This window comes from Pseudescherichia sp. AS216, assembly GCF_037152055.1.
Classification (GTDB): Bacteria; Pseudomonadota; Gammaproteobacteria; order Enterobacterales; family Enterobacteriaceae; genus Pseudescherichia.
In genome coordinates, this window is sequence record NZ_JBBCMV010000003.1 from 1 (window position 1) to 15,796 (window position 15,796).

Genomic DNA, 15,796 nt, shown 5'->3' on the forward strand with positions numbered 1-15,796 from the left:
GCGGTGGTCCCACCTGACCCCATGCCGAACTCAGAAGTGAAACGCCGTAGCGCCGATGGTAGTGTGGGGTCTCCCCATGCGAGAGTAGGGAACTGCCAGGCATCAAACAAGCAGAAGGCCATCCGAAAGGATGGCCTTTTTGCGTTGTGTTGCTGACTGAACGCCCGGTGGCGCTGCGCTTACCGGGCAAGTATTCCAACTTTACGCTTTATGCCCCGGCAGGACCGTATTCATAATCTGATGCGCCGTATCGGTAATCACTTTACCTGCGGAACGGTCACCTTTAACCAGCGATGACATAAACGCTTTTGCCTGCTCCAGCGTGATATGCGGCGGTAGAGGCGCTACTTCCGGGTCGGTTTTAACCTCCAGCACCACCGGGCGATCCGCGCTCAACGCTTCGTTCCATGCGTCATGCAGCTTTTCCGGATCGTCAATGAAGATCCCTTTCAGTCCAATGGATTCTGCAAACTTAGCGTAAGGCACATCTGGTATATCCTGTGAGGCTTCATAGCGCGGGTTCCCTTCCATGACGCGCTGCTCCCATGTCACCTCGTTCAAATCGCCATTATTAAACACACAGACGATCAGACGTGGATCGGACCAACCTTGCCAGTACTTCTGAATGGTAATGAGCTCGGCCAGGTTATTCATCTGCATAGCGCCATCGCCGACCAGCGCAACAACCGGTTTTTCCGGGAAGGCGAACTTAGCGGCGATAGCATAGGGTACCGCCGCGCCCATACAGGCCAGGCCACCTGACAGGGAAGATCGCTGGCCCTGTTTTATCCTGAAATCACGTGCGTACCAGTTTGCGCAGGAGCCTGAGTCAGACGTCACGATGGCATTGTCTGGCAGCAGGGGTGACATCTCCCACACTACGCGCTGAGGGTTAACCGGGTTAGCTTTTGCCATGGCCCGCTCCTCCATTTTCTCCCACCACGCCTGAACTGAGACCGCGATCTTCTCCTGCCATGCACGATCGTCCTTGTGCTTAAGCAGAGGCAGCAATGCCTGTAGCGTACTGACGGCATCACCGTGCAGATTCACTTCAGTGGGATAACGTAACCCCAGCATGGAGGCATCAATATCAATCTGTACGGCACGCGCCTGTCCCTCTTTGGGTAAAAACTCGGTCCATGGGAAGCCGGTACCAATCATCAGCAGCGTATCGCACTCCTGCATCAGATCCCATGAAGGTTCAGTACCCAGCAAGCCGATACAGCCGGTAACGAACGGCGCATCGTCAGGCAGGATATCTTTACCCAGCAACGCCTTCGCTACCCCTGCACCAAGCAGGTTAGCTGTCTGAACTACCTCAACGGCGGCATCCCGTGCGCCCGCGCCAATCAGGATAGCGACCTTTTTGCCCTCGTTGAGGATATCAGCGGCACGCTGGAGATCGTACTGATAAGGAATGACCTGCGGGCGTTGATAGCCGGTGCCGGAATGGGTAAAGCCGTGGGCATGCTGGGGCTCCTGCCACTCTTCATCCTGAATATCTTTCGGCAGGATCAGCACCGTGACGCCGTTATTGGCTTTGGCGATACGTACGCCGCGATCCACCAGATGGCGAACCTGGGAAGGGGTTGCTGCCTCCTGGACGAAGTTCGCCACGTCGCTAAACACGCGATCGAGATTGATCTCTTGCTGATAATTTGAGCCGCGGGCCGTGGCTTCTGCCTGACCAGCAATGGCGATCACTGGCATATGATCCATGCGGGCGTCATACAGGCCCGTCAGCAGGTGGGTCGCCCCTGGGCCACCGGTAGAGAGGCAAACGCCAGGCTCGCCAGTAAACTTGGCATGGGCGCAGGCCATAAAGGCAGCCATCTCTTCGTGGCGCACCTGGATAAACTCAATTCCGTTACCCGCTTTTTCAGCACGCTGTAGCGCACCAAGCACGCCGTTAATACCATCCCCGGGATAGCCGTAAATACGGGTCACTCCCCAGGCTTTTAATCGTTCTACAAAGAAATCACTGGTCATCTGCGTCATTATTTTGCCTCGCTTCAGGTGTTTGTTCGAGGATAGTTCACCTAAGGCAAATTGGGGAAAAAGGGGGAGTTCTCTGAACAGTGCTATGTTTAGAAGAGCAATCAAAACGGAGAGTATCGGTGCGCAAAGAATTTGATTATGAGCAGGACTTTACTGAAACCGATTTTCGCCAGCATCCTGAACGTTACCAGGTTGGCCGGGGAGAGCAGGGTGTATTGCTGGTCGAGCCGTATAAGGGGGAGATCCTGCCCTTCTGGCGCTATAAGGATCCGGAGTCAGCGCAAAAGTCAGCGGAACAAATCTACGCTCTGTTTGAGGAGTACCGCAAAAATGATGACTTTGTGGGTATGGATATGGCGCGTAAGTTTATTCAAATGGGTTATACCCGCGCCCGGCGTTACGCTAATTACAAAGGCGGAAAAAAGTATGATGAGAATCGCGAGCTCAATCCACGCGGCAACGATCCGGTCAAAGCCGCGGCGGCAGCGATCTTTAAAACCTGGTGGGATCGGATCCGTGCCGATGAGGATTACCTGAAGCGCAAAAAAGCGCACCAGGCGAAATGGGGTTAGTGCGCCAGCTGCCAGACGGCGTAACCGGTCGTTGCTCCCGCGACATCCCATGCAAAATCTTTCCAGCTCCAGCCGCTTCCTGCCGGGCGGCTATCCCACAGCTCCTTTGATGCGCCCAGGCTTAACGAAAACATAACGCCGAGAACAGCGCTGCGATCGGCGCTAACGCCCTGGTGCTGGGCATACTCATTCCCGGCAGCAGAGAGCATGGCGGAAGCGAGAAAATGCTGGGCTTTGTCCTGACCGTGCCACTGGTCGTCAGCCATATGCGAGCAGCCAGTTAGGGTCAGTAGGGCAGATAAGATAAGAGCGCGCATCGCCAATCCCAATAAAAAGGCCCCATCAATGACGGGGCCAGACACTATGTTAACGTTACAGAATACGGCTGATCAGCCTGTCGATACGTATCCGGCGCAGACGGCGGATAAGCTTACGCACCTTAACCGGGTACTCGGCAATACTTTGCAGATCGCGATAGTGTTTCACCACGGTGGTGTGAGTGCGGATCAGCGCCAGCTCTTTATCACGCTGCGGGGCCAGCTCCTGTTGCGGATCGTGAATAAGGATCGCGTTTTCCAGATCCAGTCGCCACGCGCGTGGGTTAAGGTTGTTGCCGGTCAGCAGCAGCCACTCGTCATCCACCCACATTCCTTTCAGGTGATAGCTGTTATCCGCGTCTTTCCACAGACGGACAATGAGCTGATCGGTATTCACATAGTACTGCAGGCGGCTCAGGAAACGACGCAGGTTAATTTCGTAGAGATAGGGCAGCGCACCGATAATTTTAAACGGCTCGTTTTCCGGGATATAGAAGTCGTTCGCGGTCTTATCCCCGACGATAATCTCTACCTTCTTGCCTTCACGCAGCAGCTGGATGATATTGCGTACCAGCACCGCCGGCAGGTTAAAGTAGGGAGTGCAGATCGTCAGCTTGTGCTCGGTGCACGGCATCAGATGGAAGATTGTCTTGTTAAGCAGGCTGGTTTTGCCCAGACCCACCAGCGGCGTCACCGCCAGCTGCTCGTTATCGGCATCGCCCTGGAAATGGTAGCCAGCATCACGCAGCTCCTGACGGAACTGACGGATATCATTTTTGATTTCCGGGCTTTTAGGCCGCTGGTCGCTATCAAGGCGATTAACGCCGCACCCCTGAATCAGGTTGTGGTCGACCCACTCCAGCATAATGTCTGCCATCCGTGCATTGCGGATCAGCTGGTAACGGTCGTAGCGATACTTTTCGTGCTGATGCAGGTAGACGTCGTTCAGGCTGGCACCGCTATAGAGCACGGCATCATCAATGATAAAACCTTTGTAGTGCAGCACGCCCAGCGCTTCACGGGTATTCACGGGTACGCCATAAACGGCGATATCGACGCCAGGATTCTCCTGCGCCAGACGGCAGTACCAGTCGGCATTGGTATTGGCCGCGGCAGCCCCGATCCGGCCACGCTGGGCGCGATGCCAGTCAACCAGGACGCGGACATCCAGCTCTGGACGCTGGCGTTTCGCTTCATAGAGCGCCGCCATAATGTCTTTACCGCCGTCGTCCTGCTCAAGATACAGGGCGATAATACAGATGCGTTGTGTCGCACCAGCAATCTGTTTTAGCAGCGTTTCCCGAAAATCGGCGGGAGCGTAGTAAAACGTGACATCATCAACTGACTGAGAGAGCTTAGGTAGTTGAGCAAGGTGTTGTTGATGTTTATTACGCTTAAATTTTGACAACATCACAGTGCGTATCTTCTCTGTTTATTGAAGGGTCTCTGTATCATGCATCTACAGAAGCATGCAGACCACATAAGCGGACAATGATAACACCAGAGCCAGCGAAAGTGGTCAACATTTCCAATACCTTACTCAGGAGCCGCCAGGCCCGGCAAGAGGAAGCGTCAGGCTGACAATCCCGTCCTCAAGCTGGATATCAACGGTAAAGCCGAGTTTACGTGCCAGCGTAACCATACCGCGATTATTAGGCATCGTAATACCATTCAGACGCATGAGACCGTGATCGCGGGTGTAGCCAATAAGTTTCTCCAGCAGGCGTCTCCCCAGACCTAACCCCTTAAGGTCAGAGCGGACCAGCACGGCAAACTCCGCATCAACGTTGTCAGGATCGGAGATCGCCCGCGTCACGCCAAGGATCTCTTCGCCATCGTCAGTGCGCCGCACGGCAACGATCGCCATCTCCCGATCGTAGTCGATCTGAGTCATATTGGCTAAGTCCTCATGGGTGAATTCGTTGATCTCACTGAAGTAACGATAATAAAGATCCTCTTTTGTGACCTTGGCGATAAAACGCTGCAGGGCCGGTTCATCTTCAGGGAGGATGGGGCGGAACAGGCAGGCATCGCCGTTTTTCAGCGTCACGCTCTCCTCAAGATGCTGTGGATAGGGGCGTATCGCCAGCCGGCTTTCGCTGCTGCCGCTAAACGGTGCCAGCGTCAGCGTCACGTCGAGGGCGGTAAACTCCCCGGCGGAGGCCAGCAGCGGGTGAATATCCAGCCGCTGGATCTCCGGGCAGTCAACGATCAGGTTTGATACCCGCACCAGAAACTGGCTCAGGCCGATCACATCCAGCGGCTGTAGACCGCTGCGTCCGCGGATCTTCTTATTCTTGATGGCCTGAATAACCAGGTAGCGAGCAAGGTTCATGTTCAACGGCGGCAGCGCTACTGCGGCCTGATCCTGCGCTCGCCACTCCACGCCACCTTCGCCCAGCATAATCAGCGGACCAAACACCGGATCCTGCTCAACCACCACCCTCAGCTCCTGGGCACCGGCGCGGTTAGCCATGCTCTGCACCTGCAAACCGTGCACCCGTGCCTGGGGCCAGCGCATCTTAACGCGATCGATAATCGCCTCTGCCGCCTGCTGCACCTCCGCAGCGGTGCGCAGATAGAGCATTACGCCCTGAACTTCGGACTTGTGTGGGATATCCGGGGATCGCAGCTTCAGGGCGACCGGGTAGCCAATTTGCCCGGCAATGTGTACCGCCTCGGCGCTGTCGCTGGCAATCCAGGTGGGAAGCGTTTGCAGCCCGTAGGCGCGAAGTACCGGCTGCACCTCATGCGTATCAAGCGTGGTGGCTCCCTCATCGATAGCCTGCTGCAACAGCTTATGCGCTTCGGCCGTATCGGCGGTCAGGTTGCTGGGCAGGGCAGGCGTCTCCCGGAGCTGCTTCTGGTTACGACGGTACTCCACCATATGCATAAAGGCGGTAATCGTCCCCTCCGGCGTCCGGTAGGTTGGCAGCCCCGCTTCGCTAAACAGGCGGCGGGCCTCCTGCGAAGAGAACTCCCCGCACCAGTTGGTCAGTACGGTGACATATTTACCGCGTGGATGCTTTTTCAGGGCATCGATCAGGGCCAGCGCGCTTTCACTGCCGGGCGCTACGGCGCTGGGGGAGTGGATCACCAGCAGGGCGTCATAGTCTGTACTGTCGAGCAGGATATTAAGCGCGGTGATATAGCGCTCGCTGCTGGCATCGTCGCGCAGATCCAGCGGGTTATCCGCCACAACCGATCCCGGCAGCGCTTCACGTAGGCGGGAGAGGGTCTCTTCCCCCAGCATCGCCAGCTTGCCGTTGCGCAGCCAGAGCTCGTCCAGCGCCAGCGCCGCCGGTGCCGCGCCGTTGCTGATAATCATCAGGCGCTCTCCGCGCAGCGGGCGCATATGGCTCAGAGTCTCAACGGCGGAGAAAAGCTCATGGGTATCCTGCACCCGCAGCAGACCTGCGCGCTGAATTGCCGCATCCCAGGCGGGATCCATCCCGGCGTTAACGTGCAGCAGACGCTGCGCCGCTGGGCTACGACCGCTTTTGATCACCAGAATGGGCTTATTACGTGAGGCGCTACGGGCGGCGGAGACAAAGCGCCGGGCGTCGCTCAGGTGCTCCAGATAGAGCAGAATAGCGCTGGTTTTGCTGTCGCGGGCAAGGAAGTCCAGAAGCTCATCGACGTCGATATCCAGGCTGTCGCCGAGGGCGATAAAGTAGGAGAAGCCCATTTCGCGCTGCTGGGCCCAGTCAAGAATGGTATTGGATACCGCCGCCGACTGGGAGATAAAGGCCAGCTTGCCGCGCGCGATCGGTACCGGAGAGAAGCTGGCGTTGAGCCCTTGCCAGGGGGCCAGCAGACCGAGGCTGTTTGGCCCCAGCAGGCGCATCTGGAAACGGCTGGCGCAGGCCAGCAGATCGGCGTGCTGTTCCGGCGGCGCAGAGAGGATGATGCAGGTCTTACACCCTTTCTGGCCTAGCGCCTCCAGCAGGCTTAGGTTGCGTTTCGCATGGGTGCAGAGCACGGCGAGATCCGGCGTAAAGGGCAGGCTGGCGACATCCGGCCAGGCCAGCACTCCCTGCACCGCCTTCCAGGCCGGGGTCACCGGCAGAACCGGACCGGCAAAGCCGCCGGCCAGTAGGTTACGCATCATCAAAAAGCCGGCGCGATCCGGCTTCATTGAGGCACCAATCACCGCAATCGACTTAGGGCGCAGCAGCGCTTCCAGTCCTCGTTGGCTCATACCGGTCTCCAGAAAAGAGTGACCTGATGATTTTAAACGCTTTCTTTCATATCCGCTGTGACGCTGCCCTTATGCTGCGTTTTTCCTGCCAGATAGCGGGTGCGGAAGCAGGAGAAGTGATCCCCCAGCGCCTGAGCGGCATGCTGGTCCGCAGCGAGATCGAGCAGGGCGATCGCCACCTCTGCCGTGCAGTACTGCCCCTCAACCTGCGCTTCGCGCAGGCGATAGGCGGAGACGCGGGAGAGATCGACAGAGATCACCGGTAGCCTGTCGAGATAAGGACTTTTACGGAACATCTTCCGCGCCTCGGTCCAGGTTCCGTCGAGCATAATAAACAGCGGCGGCTTACCGCTGGGAGGCATGGTGATCACCTGACGCTCGCTGCCCGCATAGGCAGCGGGGAAGACCACCATCGGCTGGTAATCTGGATCGGCGACCAGATCCAGCAGCGCCTGCGGCGGCTCGGTGCGCGACCACTGGAACGCAGCGGTATCCGGCAGGATATCGGCAATCAGGCGTCCGGTATTGCTGGGCTTCATCGGTTCGGTATCAAACATCACCAGACAGAAGCGGCTGCGGGCAGAGCTGGGCTGCAGCGTGGCGCACAGGCACTGCTTTAGCGGCAGCAGGCAGCGCTGACAGCGGCGGATACGGTTACCCCGGGCGAGAAAAGGGCGTGTAGCGCGGGCAAGACGTTGCGCCCGAAGTTGCAGTACGGCGTTATTGGTCACGGTCATAGAGGTGGCGCAGAAAAAACGCCATTGTGGCAGAGGGAAAAACGGGGCACAAGCGCGCCCCGGAAGATCAGAGTGATTCGTTCAGCCAGCTATCAAACGGTGCTTTCGGCACCGCGCCGCTCAGCATGTCGACAACCTCACCATTTTTGAACAGCATGATGGTTGGAATGCTGCGGATCCGGAAGCGGGCGCTTAGCTCACGTTCGGCTTCGGTGTTAATCTTTACAAAGCGCACTTTGCCGCTGCGCTCTTCGGCAACGTCTTCAAAAATCGGGGCAAAGCTGCGGCAGGGGCCACACCAGGGTGCCCAGAAATCTACCACTACCGGCAGATCGTCTTTCAGGAGTTTGTCTAGCGTCTCGCCGGTGGCGTTGATTACGTCGCCATCGAAAAGATCGTGGCCACAGCGTCCACATTTCGCGCCGTCGGTAGCATGGTCATCGGGAATGCGGTTCAGTGCCTGACAGCTTGCACATACGGTATTCATAACTAACCTCTGGGTAGTGCGGTGGGACAGAGTATGTTTCCAATATGTTACATATTATCTTTGAGCAGGTTTGAAACGACAACGCGTTTTATTCAATGAGTACAATAGTCGCAGGCTTTTAAATGAAGTAATGGCTATGCGCCTGCACATCGGGTAATCTGCGCGCTTCGCGCAGCGCTGGTGGAGAAAAGCATGAACGACGAACTTAAAAACAAAAGCGGCAAGGTCAAAGTGATGTATGTCCGCAGTGATGATGATTCTGATAAACGTACCCATAACCCGCGTACCGGGAAGGGGGGCGGACGTCCGGGATCGTCTCGTGCAGACGGTGGCCGTCGCCCCGCCCGCGATGAGAGAAAACCTTTTGGTCGCGATCGTGACCGTGATAACGAGCGTGACGGCGGATCGCCGTGGCGCACCGTCTCCCGCCCGCCCGTTAGCGAATCGGTAAGGGACGAGGAGGAGTCAGCCAGCGGCAAGCCGGTTATCGATCCTGAAGTGATCCGTCGCCAGCGCGCTGAAGAGACACGCGTTTACGGTGAAAACGCCTGTCAGGCTCTGTTCCAGAGTCGCCCGGATTGCATCGTCCGCGCCTGGTTTGTCCAGAGCGTGACGCCGCGCTTCAAAGAGGCGCTGCGCTGGATGGCTGCGAACCGCAAGGCCTACCATGTGGTAGACGAGGCCGAGCTGGCAAAAGCGTCCGGAACCGAACACCACGGTGGCGTCTGCTTTATTATCAAAAAGCGTAGCGGTATCTCCGTGCAGCAGTGGGTGAGCCAGGCGGGCGAGCAGGATTGCGTCCTGGCGCTGGAGGATGTGGGCAACCCGCACAACCTCGGCGCGATGATGCGTAGCTGCGCGCACTTCGGTGTGAAAGGCGTAGTGCTGCAGGACGCGGGAATTATCGAGTCTGGCGCAGCGGTACGTACCGCTGAGGGCGGGGCCGAGCACGTGCAGGCGATCACCGGTGACAGCGTGCTTGATGCGCTGGATGCCTTCCGCAAAGCGGGCTACACCATTGTAACCACCTCCAGCCATGAAGGTACGCCGCTTTATCAGGCCGAGATGCCGAAGAAGATGGTGCTGGTATTAGGCCAGGAGCGTGACGGTCTCTCCGATGCGGCGCTGGCCAGCGCCGATCTGAGCCTTGCTATTCCGGGCACCGGCAACGTTGAAAGCCTTAACGTCTCCGTGGCGACCGGCGTTCTGCTCGCCGAGTGGTGGCGTCAGAACAAAGCGTAACGCTTTCCAGGCCCGGCAGGCATCGCGCCGCCGGGCCCAATCCCTTCGCTATTCGCTCTCTGCCGGCAGAACCGGCATCCAGTCAATCGGCTTCTCGCCGTGCTGCTCCAGCCACTCATTAGCCAGTACAAAATGGTGACAGCCAAAAAATCCCCGGTGCGCCGACAGCGGTGAAGGGTGAGGCGCTTTCAGGATATGGTGGCGCTGGCCGTCAATAATCGCCCCTTTCTTCTGCGCGTGGGATCCCCACAGTAAAAACACGACGTTCTCACGGTGCTCGTTAATCAAAGCAATCACCTTATCGGTAAAGGTCTCCCAGCCGAGGCTGGCATGAGAGTGCGCATGGCCTGCGCGCACGGTCAGCACCGTGTTGAGCAGCAGCACTCCCTGACGCGCCCAGCTCTCCAGATAGCCGTGCGTCGGCCGGGTAAATCCCGGAATTGAGCTCTCCAGCTCTTTGTACATATTGAGCAGCGACGGGGGCGTAGCGACGCCGGGGCGGACGGAGAAGGCCAGGCCGTGTGCCTGTCCCGGCCCGTGATAGGGATCCTGACCGAGGATCACCACCTTCACATCCCCCAGCTCGGTGAAGCGAAAGGCGTTGAACACATCCTTTTGTGGCGGGTAAACCGTCACGCCAGCCTCGCGTTCGGCGGCTACTGCGTTAAGCGTATTGGTAAAGTAGGGCTGCTTTTTCTCTTCAGCCAGCACGTCGTGCCATGTTTGCGAAGTGGTCATTCCGGTCTCCTGCCTCTTTTAGTGATCCTAAGCTTAACCGCTTCTTTCCGCGGAATAAAATATGTGGGCATAAACGCGGGCTCAGACTTAACAAAATTTGAGAAATTACAAAATATTTTTAGAGAGCCACGCGGCATAACTTGATATAAAACAACTATTTCCCATCATGACCCTCTTTGTGGTGTGGCTTTTATTGATATAGGTCAAGGAATGACCCCAGTTTGGCTGGTATATATACACTCAGGCAACAATGGTTTTACCAATTGGCCGGGATATGGCCGACACAATAATTTAAGACGCCCGGGAGGCATCATATGATTACAGGTATCCAAATCACCAAAGCCGCAAACGACGATCTGTTGAACTCTTTCTGGCTGCTCGACAGCGAAAAAGGGGAAGCGCGTTGCGTATGTGCTAAAGCCGGTTTTGCCGAAGATGACGTGGTGGCGATTGACCAGCTGGGCAGCATCGAGTATCGCGAAGTACCGATGGAAGTTCAGCCGCAGGTTCGCGTTGAAGGCGGCCAGCACCTGAACGTTAACGTGCTGCGTCGTGAAACCCTGATGGATGCGGTTGAGCACCCGGAAAAATATCCGCAGCTGACCATCCGCGTGTCAGGCTATGCGGTACGCTTTAACTCCCTGACCCCAGAGCAGCAGCGCGACGTTATCGCCCGTACCTTTACTGAAAGCCTGTAACAGGCCTGCATAAAAAAAGCCGGGTAGCGAACCCGGCTTTTTTATTACTCGTTTGACGACTCTTGAGAGCCGCTCGGCTTACGACGCTTACCCACGTTTTTAGCATCGCGATGACGCACCTTTACGCGCGGCTTCTCTTTCTCTTTCTCTTTCTTTTCGGCACGCTTGGCCAGCGCCTTCTTCGACGGCTTACCCGTCATCTTCTCGCTCGGCGCACGGGTGGTGGGGCGCAGCTCGTCAATAACACGGGCTTTTAGCGGCTCATCAACGTAGCGGCCAATTTTCTGCAATAGCAGGTAATCGTGAGCTTCGACCAGCGAAATCGCGGTGCCTTTGCGCCCGGCGCGACCGGTACGGCCAATACGGTGCAGGTAGATATCGCCGCTGCGTGGCATATCAAAGTTAATCACGTGGCTCACGTCTGGAATATCGATCCCACGCGCGGCAACGTCGGTGGCGATCAGCACATTCACCCGGCCTTCGGTCAGACGTTTGATACCTTCGGTACGCTTCACCTGGGCCATCTCGCCTTCAAGATAGCAGTTGTTAATACCGGCGTTACGCAGCAGCTCTGCCAGCTCATGCACGCGCTCGCGCTTACGAACAAACACGATGGTGCGGGTCGCATCGTCCTGGGTCAGCAGGTGCTTCAGCAGGGCGGTCTTATGTGCAAAGTCATCCGCGCGGTAGTACCACTGGTGGATTTTTTTACGTTCGCGGGTAGACGGTGTCGCAGAGACCTCGACCGGATCTTCCAGCAGGCGCTCGGCAAAGTCCTTCACGGCGTTGCCTTCCAGCGTGGCGGAGAAGAGCATGGTCTGCTTACGCCAGCGCGTCTCCCCGGCGATGTGCTCGATATCCTGGGCGAAACCCAGCTCCAGCATGCGGTCTGCTTCATCGAGGATCAGCGTCTCTACGGCGCGGCAGTCAAAGTTCTCTTCTTTGATGTACTGCATAAGGCGGCCGGTTGTGGCGACCACGATATCCTGGTTTTCGCTGAACACTTCGGCGTGGTTCATATAGGCTACGCCGCCGGTGATGGTGGCGATATCCAGATGGGTATTTACCGACAGCTCACGGGCGTGCTCGGCCACCTGCGTTGCCAGCTCGCGGGTAGGCGTCAGGATAAGAATACGCGGCGGTCCGGATTTCTTACGTGGAAAATCGATCAGGTGCTGCAACGCAGGCAGCAGATACGCTGCCGTTTTACCCGTGCCGGTAGGCGCGGAACCGAGTACATCTCGGCCCTCCAGCGCAGGCGGAATAGCAGCCGCCTGAATGGCAGTTGGGCGTGTGAAGCCTTTACTCTGGAGCGCGTCCAGCAGGCTTTCATCGAGTTCGAGTTCGGAAAAAGTCGTTACAGTCATGTTCTACCTCAGTGTGGGGCGCTGATTATAATCGTTATGGCTGCAATCTTCATCTCTTTGTGTGGATAACGCTTTCCCGCCTGGCGGCTTTCCCCTATTCTACACCGGTTTCGTTAGTTGGATTGTTAAGAATGCCCCACAGCAAAGCGCAGCTGCGTCGTAATGGTTTCACCTTTAAACAGTTTTTTATTGCCCATGACAGATGTGCCATGAAGGTGGGTACTGACGGTATTCTTCTCGGGGCATGGTCGCCGGTTGCCGGGGTTAAGCGTATCCTCGATATCGGCACCGGCAGCGGCTTACTGGCGTTGATGCTGGCCCAGCGTACCGGTGAGACAGTAAGTATTGATGCCGTAGAGCTGGACGCCGATGCCGCTCAACAGGCGCAGGAGAACGTGAGCGAGTCGCCGTGGGCGGATCGCATTCAGATCCACTCTGCTGACATTCAGGAGTGGGTCAACACCTGCACCCGCCGCTACGATCTCATCGTCAGCAACCCGCCTTACTATGAAAAAGGGGTCGAGTGCGGCACGCCGCAGCGGGAGCAGGCGCGCTATACCGTCTCTCTGGATCACGGTACGCTGCTGGCCTGCGCCGCCGAGTGCATCACTGAAGAGGGGTTTTTATGCGTGGTGCTGCCGGAGGCGCTGGGAAATGGCTTTACGCAAAAGGCGCTGGAGACGGGCTGGCATTTGCGCCTGCGCACCGACGTTGCCGATAACGAAAGTCGTCTACCGCACCGCGTACTGCTGGCTTTCTCCCCCACCCAGGGGGAGTGCTTTAGCGATCGCATGACCATCCGCGGCGCGGATCAGCGCTATTCAGAAGACTATACGGCGCTGACCCAGGCGTTCTATCTCTTTATGTAGGTGCGCGGGACAAGTATCGATGGCCCGGAGTCTGGCAGCAGCGCCGGGTAATCAAGCGTGTAGTGCAATCCTCGGCTCTCCTTACGCGCCATGGCGCAGCGAACAATCAGCTCCGCAACCTGCACCAGATTACGCAGCTCCAGCAGATTGTTAGAGACGCGGAAGTTAGCGTAATACTCGTCGATCTCCTGCTGCAACATCTGGATCCGCCGTAGCGCGCGCTCCAGCCGCTTGCTGGTGCGCACGATCCCCACGTAATCCCACATCAGCAGGCGCAGCTCGTGCCAGTTATGCTGAATGATGACTCGCTCATCCGGATCCTCAACCTGGCTCTCGTCCCACGCGGGGAGCGTAGCGACCTCTGACACAGCAGAAAGCCGCCCGGTAATATCCTCCGCCGCTGACCAACCGTAGACCAGACACTCCAGCAGTGAGTTCGATGCCATACGGTTTGCGCCGTGCAGGCCGGTATAGCTCACCTCGCCGATGGCATACAGCCCGTCCACGTCGGTACGGCCTGCGTCATCCACCATCACGCCGCCGCAGGTGTAGTGTGCCGCCGGCACGATAGGCACCGGCTCTTTGGTGAGATCGATACCCAGGCCAAGCAGCTTCTCGTAGATCATGGGGAAGTGCTGGCGGATAAAGGCCTCTGGCTTATGGCTGATATCCAGGTACATGCAGTCCGCCCCAAGACGTTTCATCTCATGGTCGATAGCTCTGGCCACGATGTCACGCGGCGCCAGCTCGCCCCGGGAATCGAAGTCGGGCATAAACCGCGTGCCATCCGGGCGCTTAAGATAGGCGCCTTCCCCGCGCAGTGCCTCGGTAAGCAGGAAGTTACGCGCCTGCGGGTGGAAGAGGGCGGTGGGGTGAAACTGGTTGAATTCGAGGTTAGCCACCCGGCAGCCTGCCCGCCAGGCCATGGCGATACCGTCTCCAGAGGCGATATCCGGGTTAGTGGTGTACTGATAGACCTTCGACGCACCGCCGGTGGCCAGCACTACCGCTTTCGCCCGGCAGGTCTCAACCGCCTCGCGATTGCGGTTCCACACCCAAGCGCCAACCGCCCGACGCGGGCCGGAGAGGCCAATTTTGTCGGAGATAATCAGGTCTACAGCGTTGCAGCGCTCCAGCACGCGAATATTGGGATGGCTCAGCGCCTGGCTTACCAGCGTCGTCTCGACCGCTTTGCCGGTAGCGTCGGCGGCGTGCAGGATCCGGCGATGGCTGTGGCCGCCCTCGCGGGTCAGGTGGTAGCCCTCTGCACCGTTGGGCTGCACGTGGGTATCAAACAGCACGCCCTGATCGATAAGCCACTGTACGCAGGGCCGGGCGTTGCTGGCGACAAACTCAGCCGCATGGCGATCGACGATACCTGCCCCCGCGATAAGCGTATCTTCCACGTGTGAGCTAATGCTATCGGTGTCATCAAACACGGCGGCAATGCCACCCTGCGCATAGAGGGTGGAGCCTTCGCTAATCGGGCCTTTACTAAGAACAATCACGCTATGGTGTTGCGCCAAACGCAGCGCCAGAGAGAGACCAGCAGCGCCACTGCCAATTACCAGCACATCACAGGAGAGATCGGGAGTCGTATTCATGATAGTGTGTTTAATTTACTAAACAGGATGACGCCAGCATAGATCTAAAGGCGGTATAAATCACCAAATTTTTTAAATTGTGTTGTAAAGGCTAAACAGCGAGGCGGTGAAAAGGCTAAATCAGTTTTGTGGTGAAAAAAAAGCAGGGTTGCGTTACTCTGCTGACGGTATAAAAGGCTTTTCTACTATGCGACGTGCATAGTTTAGCGTCAGTAGACTTATAATGAGTCATAACCAACGGTCTACGAAACGATACACAAAAACAAAGGCGTAACGGAACTTTTGCCGAAAAAGTCTCTCTAACCACATGCTTGCTCAGAGTGCTGTGTGGGAGTGGCGTTTCGATTACGCGTGGATATTAGGTTTGGGGAGACATTACCTCGGATGAGCGAGCAGTTAACGGATCAGGTCCTCGTCGAACGGGTCCAGAAGGGAGATCAGAAAGCCTTTAACTTACTGGTGGTTCGCTACCAGCATAAAGTAGCGAGCCTGGTTTCCCGTTATGTGCCGTCGGGCGACGTTCCCGATGTGGCACAAGAGTCTTTCATTAAGGCCTATCGCGCGCTGGATTCATTCCGGGGGGATAGCGCTTTTTACACCTGGCTCTATCGTATTGCGGTAAATACCGCCAAGAATTACCTGGTCGCTCAGGGTCGTCGTCCACCGTCCAGCGATGTTGATGCTATAGAAGCAGAAAACTACGAAAACGGTGGGGCGCTGAAAGAAATTTCGAACCCTGAGAACTTAATGTTGTCAGAAGAACTGAGACAAATTGTTTTCCGAACCATTGAATCGCTTCCGGAAGATTTACGTATGGCAATTACCTTACGGGAGCTGGATGGCCTTAGCTATGAAGAGATAGCCGCCATTATGGACTGCCCGGTGGGTACGGTACGTTCACGTATCTTCCGAGCTCGGGAAGCCATTGATAATAAAGTTCAACCGCTTATCAGGCGTTGACGATAG

At 57.0% G+C, this 15,796-nt stretch carries 15 protein-coding genes and 1 rRNA gene; 7 read left to right on the forward strand and 9 right to left on the reverse strand.

The window, feature by feature from the left end:
* Window positions 1–101: ribosomal RNA gene (gene rrf, locus WFN61_RS09280) — 5S ribosomal RNA — on the forward strand; the annotation flags it as partial.
* Window positions 102–201: 100 nt separating this feature from the next.
* Here rrf and WFN61_RS09285 read toward each other — a convergent pair.
* A complete protein-coding gene (locus tag WFN61_RS09285) occupies window positions 202–1,998 on the reverse strand; it encodes a thiamine pyrophosphate-requiring protein (protein WP_312282974.1) in 1,797 nt (598 codons plus the stop codon).
* A gap of 119 nt (window positions 1,999–2,117) precedes the next feature.
* On the opposite strand from WFN61_RS09285, the gene WFN61_RS09290 reads away from it, so the two are divergent.
* Window positions 2,118–2,570, forward strand: a complete 453-nt coding sequence (locus WFN61_RS09290) for a DUF4385 domain-containing protein (protein WP_256596821.1) — start codon at window positions 2,118–2,120, stop codon at window positions 2,568–2,570.
* Here the strand turns inward: WFN61_RS09290 and WFN61_RS09295 are convergent.
* The 5 genes from WFN61_RS09295 to trxC all read right to left on the reverse strand — a co-directional run bounded on the left by WFN61_RS09295 (window position 2,567) and on the right by trxC (window position 8,312).
* Window positions 2,567–2,887 carry a YfiM family lipoprotein gene (locus WFN61_RS09295; RefSeq protein ID WP_312282973.1) on the reverse strand — a complete coding sequence of 107 codons (321 nt, stop codon included), beginning with the start codon at window positions 2,885–2,887 and terminating at the stop codon, window positions 2,567–2,569. The genes WFN61_RS09290 and WFN61_RS09295 overlap by 4 nt on opposite strands.
* A 55-nt stretch (window positions 2,888–2,942) precedes the next feature.
* Complete coding sequence (gene pssA, locus WFN61_RS09300) at window positions 2,943–4,298, reverse strand: CDP-diacylglycerol--serine O-phosphatidyltransferase (RefSeq protein ID WP_257758300.1); 1,356 nt, start codon at window positions 4,296–4,298, stop codon at window positions 2,943–2,945.
* Between the two features lie 129 nt (window positions 4,299–4,427).
* Window positions 4,428–7,088: a bifunctional acetate--CoA ligase family protein/GNAT family N-acetyltransferase gene (locus WFN61_RS09305; protein ID WP_312282972.1), complete on the reverse strand. Its 2,661-nt coding sequence runs from the start codon at window positions 7,086–7,088 to the stop codon at window positions 4,428–4,430.
* Between the two features lie 32 nt (window positions 7,089–7,120).
* Entirely contained in the window at window positions 7,121–7,819 is a 699-nt protein-coding gene (gene tapT / locus WFN61_RS09310; RefSeq protein ID WP_312282977.1) for a tRNA-uridine aminocarboxypropyltransferase, read from the reverse strand.
* A 73-nt stretch (window positions 7,820–7,892) separates the two neighbouring features.
* Window positions 7,893–8,312 (reverse strand): thioredoxin TrxC, encoded by a 420-nt coding sequence (gene trxC, locus WFN61_RS09315; protein WP_144818093.1) that lies wholly within the window; start codon window positions 8,310–8,312, stop codon window positions 7,893–7,895.
* 192 nt (window positions 8,313–8,504) lie between these two features.
* On the opposite strand from trxC, the gene WFN61_RS09320 reads away from it, so the two are divergent.
* A complete protein-coding gene (locus WFN61_RS09320; protein WP_144818094.1) occupies window positions 8,505–9,554 on the forward strand; it encodes a tRNA/rRNA methyltransferase in 1,050 nt (349 codons plus the stop codon).
* Window positions 9,555–9,602: 48 nt separating this feature from the next.
* Here WFN61_RS09320 and ung read toward each other — a convergent pair whose 3' ends face one another.
* On the reverse strand, window positions 9,603–10,292 hold the full coding sequence (gene ung / locus WFN61_RS09325; RefSeq protein ID WP_144818095.1) for a uracil-DNA glycosylase: 690 nt from the start codon (window positions 10,290–10,292) through the stop codon (window positions 9,603–9,605).
* Window positions 10,293–10,606: 314 nt separating this feature from the next.
* Here ung and grcA point away from each other — a divergent pair, with 314 nt between their 5' ends.
* Window positions 10,607–10,990 carry an autonomous glycyl radical cofactor GrcA gene (grcA, locus tag WFN61_RS09330; RefSeq protein ID WP_042395490.1) on the forward strand — a complete coding sequence of 128 codons (384 nt, stop codon included), beginning with the start codon at window positions 10,607–10,609 and terminating at the stop codon, window positions 10,988–10,990.
* A gap of 44 nt (window positions 10,991–11,034) precedes the next feature.
* Here the strand turns inward: grcA and srmB are convergent, their stop codons facing one another.
* Complete coding sequence (gene srmB, locus WFN61_RS09335; protein ID WP_257758244.1) at window positions 11,035–12,357, reverse strand: ATP-dependent RNA helicase SrmB; 1,323 nt, start codon at window positions 12,355–12,357, stop codon at window positions 11,035–11,037.
* Between the two features lie 131 nt (window positions 12,358–12,488).
* Here srmB and trmN point away from each other — a divergent pair, with 131 nt between their 5' ends.
* On the forward strand, window positions 12,489–13,226 hold the full coding sequence (gene trmN / locus WFN61_RS09340) for a tRNA(1)(Val) (adenine(37)-N(6))-methyltransferase TrmN (RefSeq protein ID WP_144818097.1): 738 nt from the start codon (window positions 12,489–12,491) through the stop codon (window positions 13,224–13,226).
* On the opposite strand, the gene nadB is transcribed toward trmN, so the two are convergent.
* The gene (gene nadB, locus WFN61_RS09345) at window positions 13,211–14,830 is read right to left on the reverse strand and encodes an L-aspartate oxidase (RefSeq protein ID WP_312235552.1); all 1,620 of its coding nucleotides are present in this window, start codon (window positions 14,828–14,830) and stop codon (window positions 13,211–13,213) included. The two genes, trmN and nadB, sit on opposite strands and share 16 nt — an antisense overlap.
* Before the next feature lie 307 nt (window positions 14,831–15,137).
* On the opposite strand from nadB, the gene rseD reads away from it, so the two are divergent.
* Both rseD and rpoE read left to right on the forward strand, forming a co-directional pair.
* On the forward strand, window positions 15,138–15,218 hold the full coding sequence (rseD, locus tag WFN61_RS09350; RefSeq protein WP_243731523.1) for a rpoE leader peptide RseD: 81 nt from the start codon (window positions 15,138–15,140) through the stop codon (window positions 15,216–15,218).
* Complete coding sequence (rpoE, locus tag WFN61_RS09355) at window positions 15,215–15,790, forward strand: RNA polymerase sigma factor RpoE (protein ID WP_042395496.1); 576 nt, start codon at window positions 15,215–15,217, stop codon at window positions 15,788–15,790. The genes rseD and rpoE overlap by 4 nt, the downstream gene beginning before the upstream one ends.
* Window positions 15,791–15,796 lie beyond the last annotated feature (6 nt).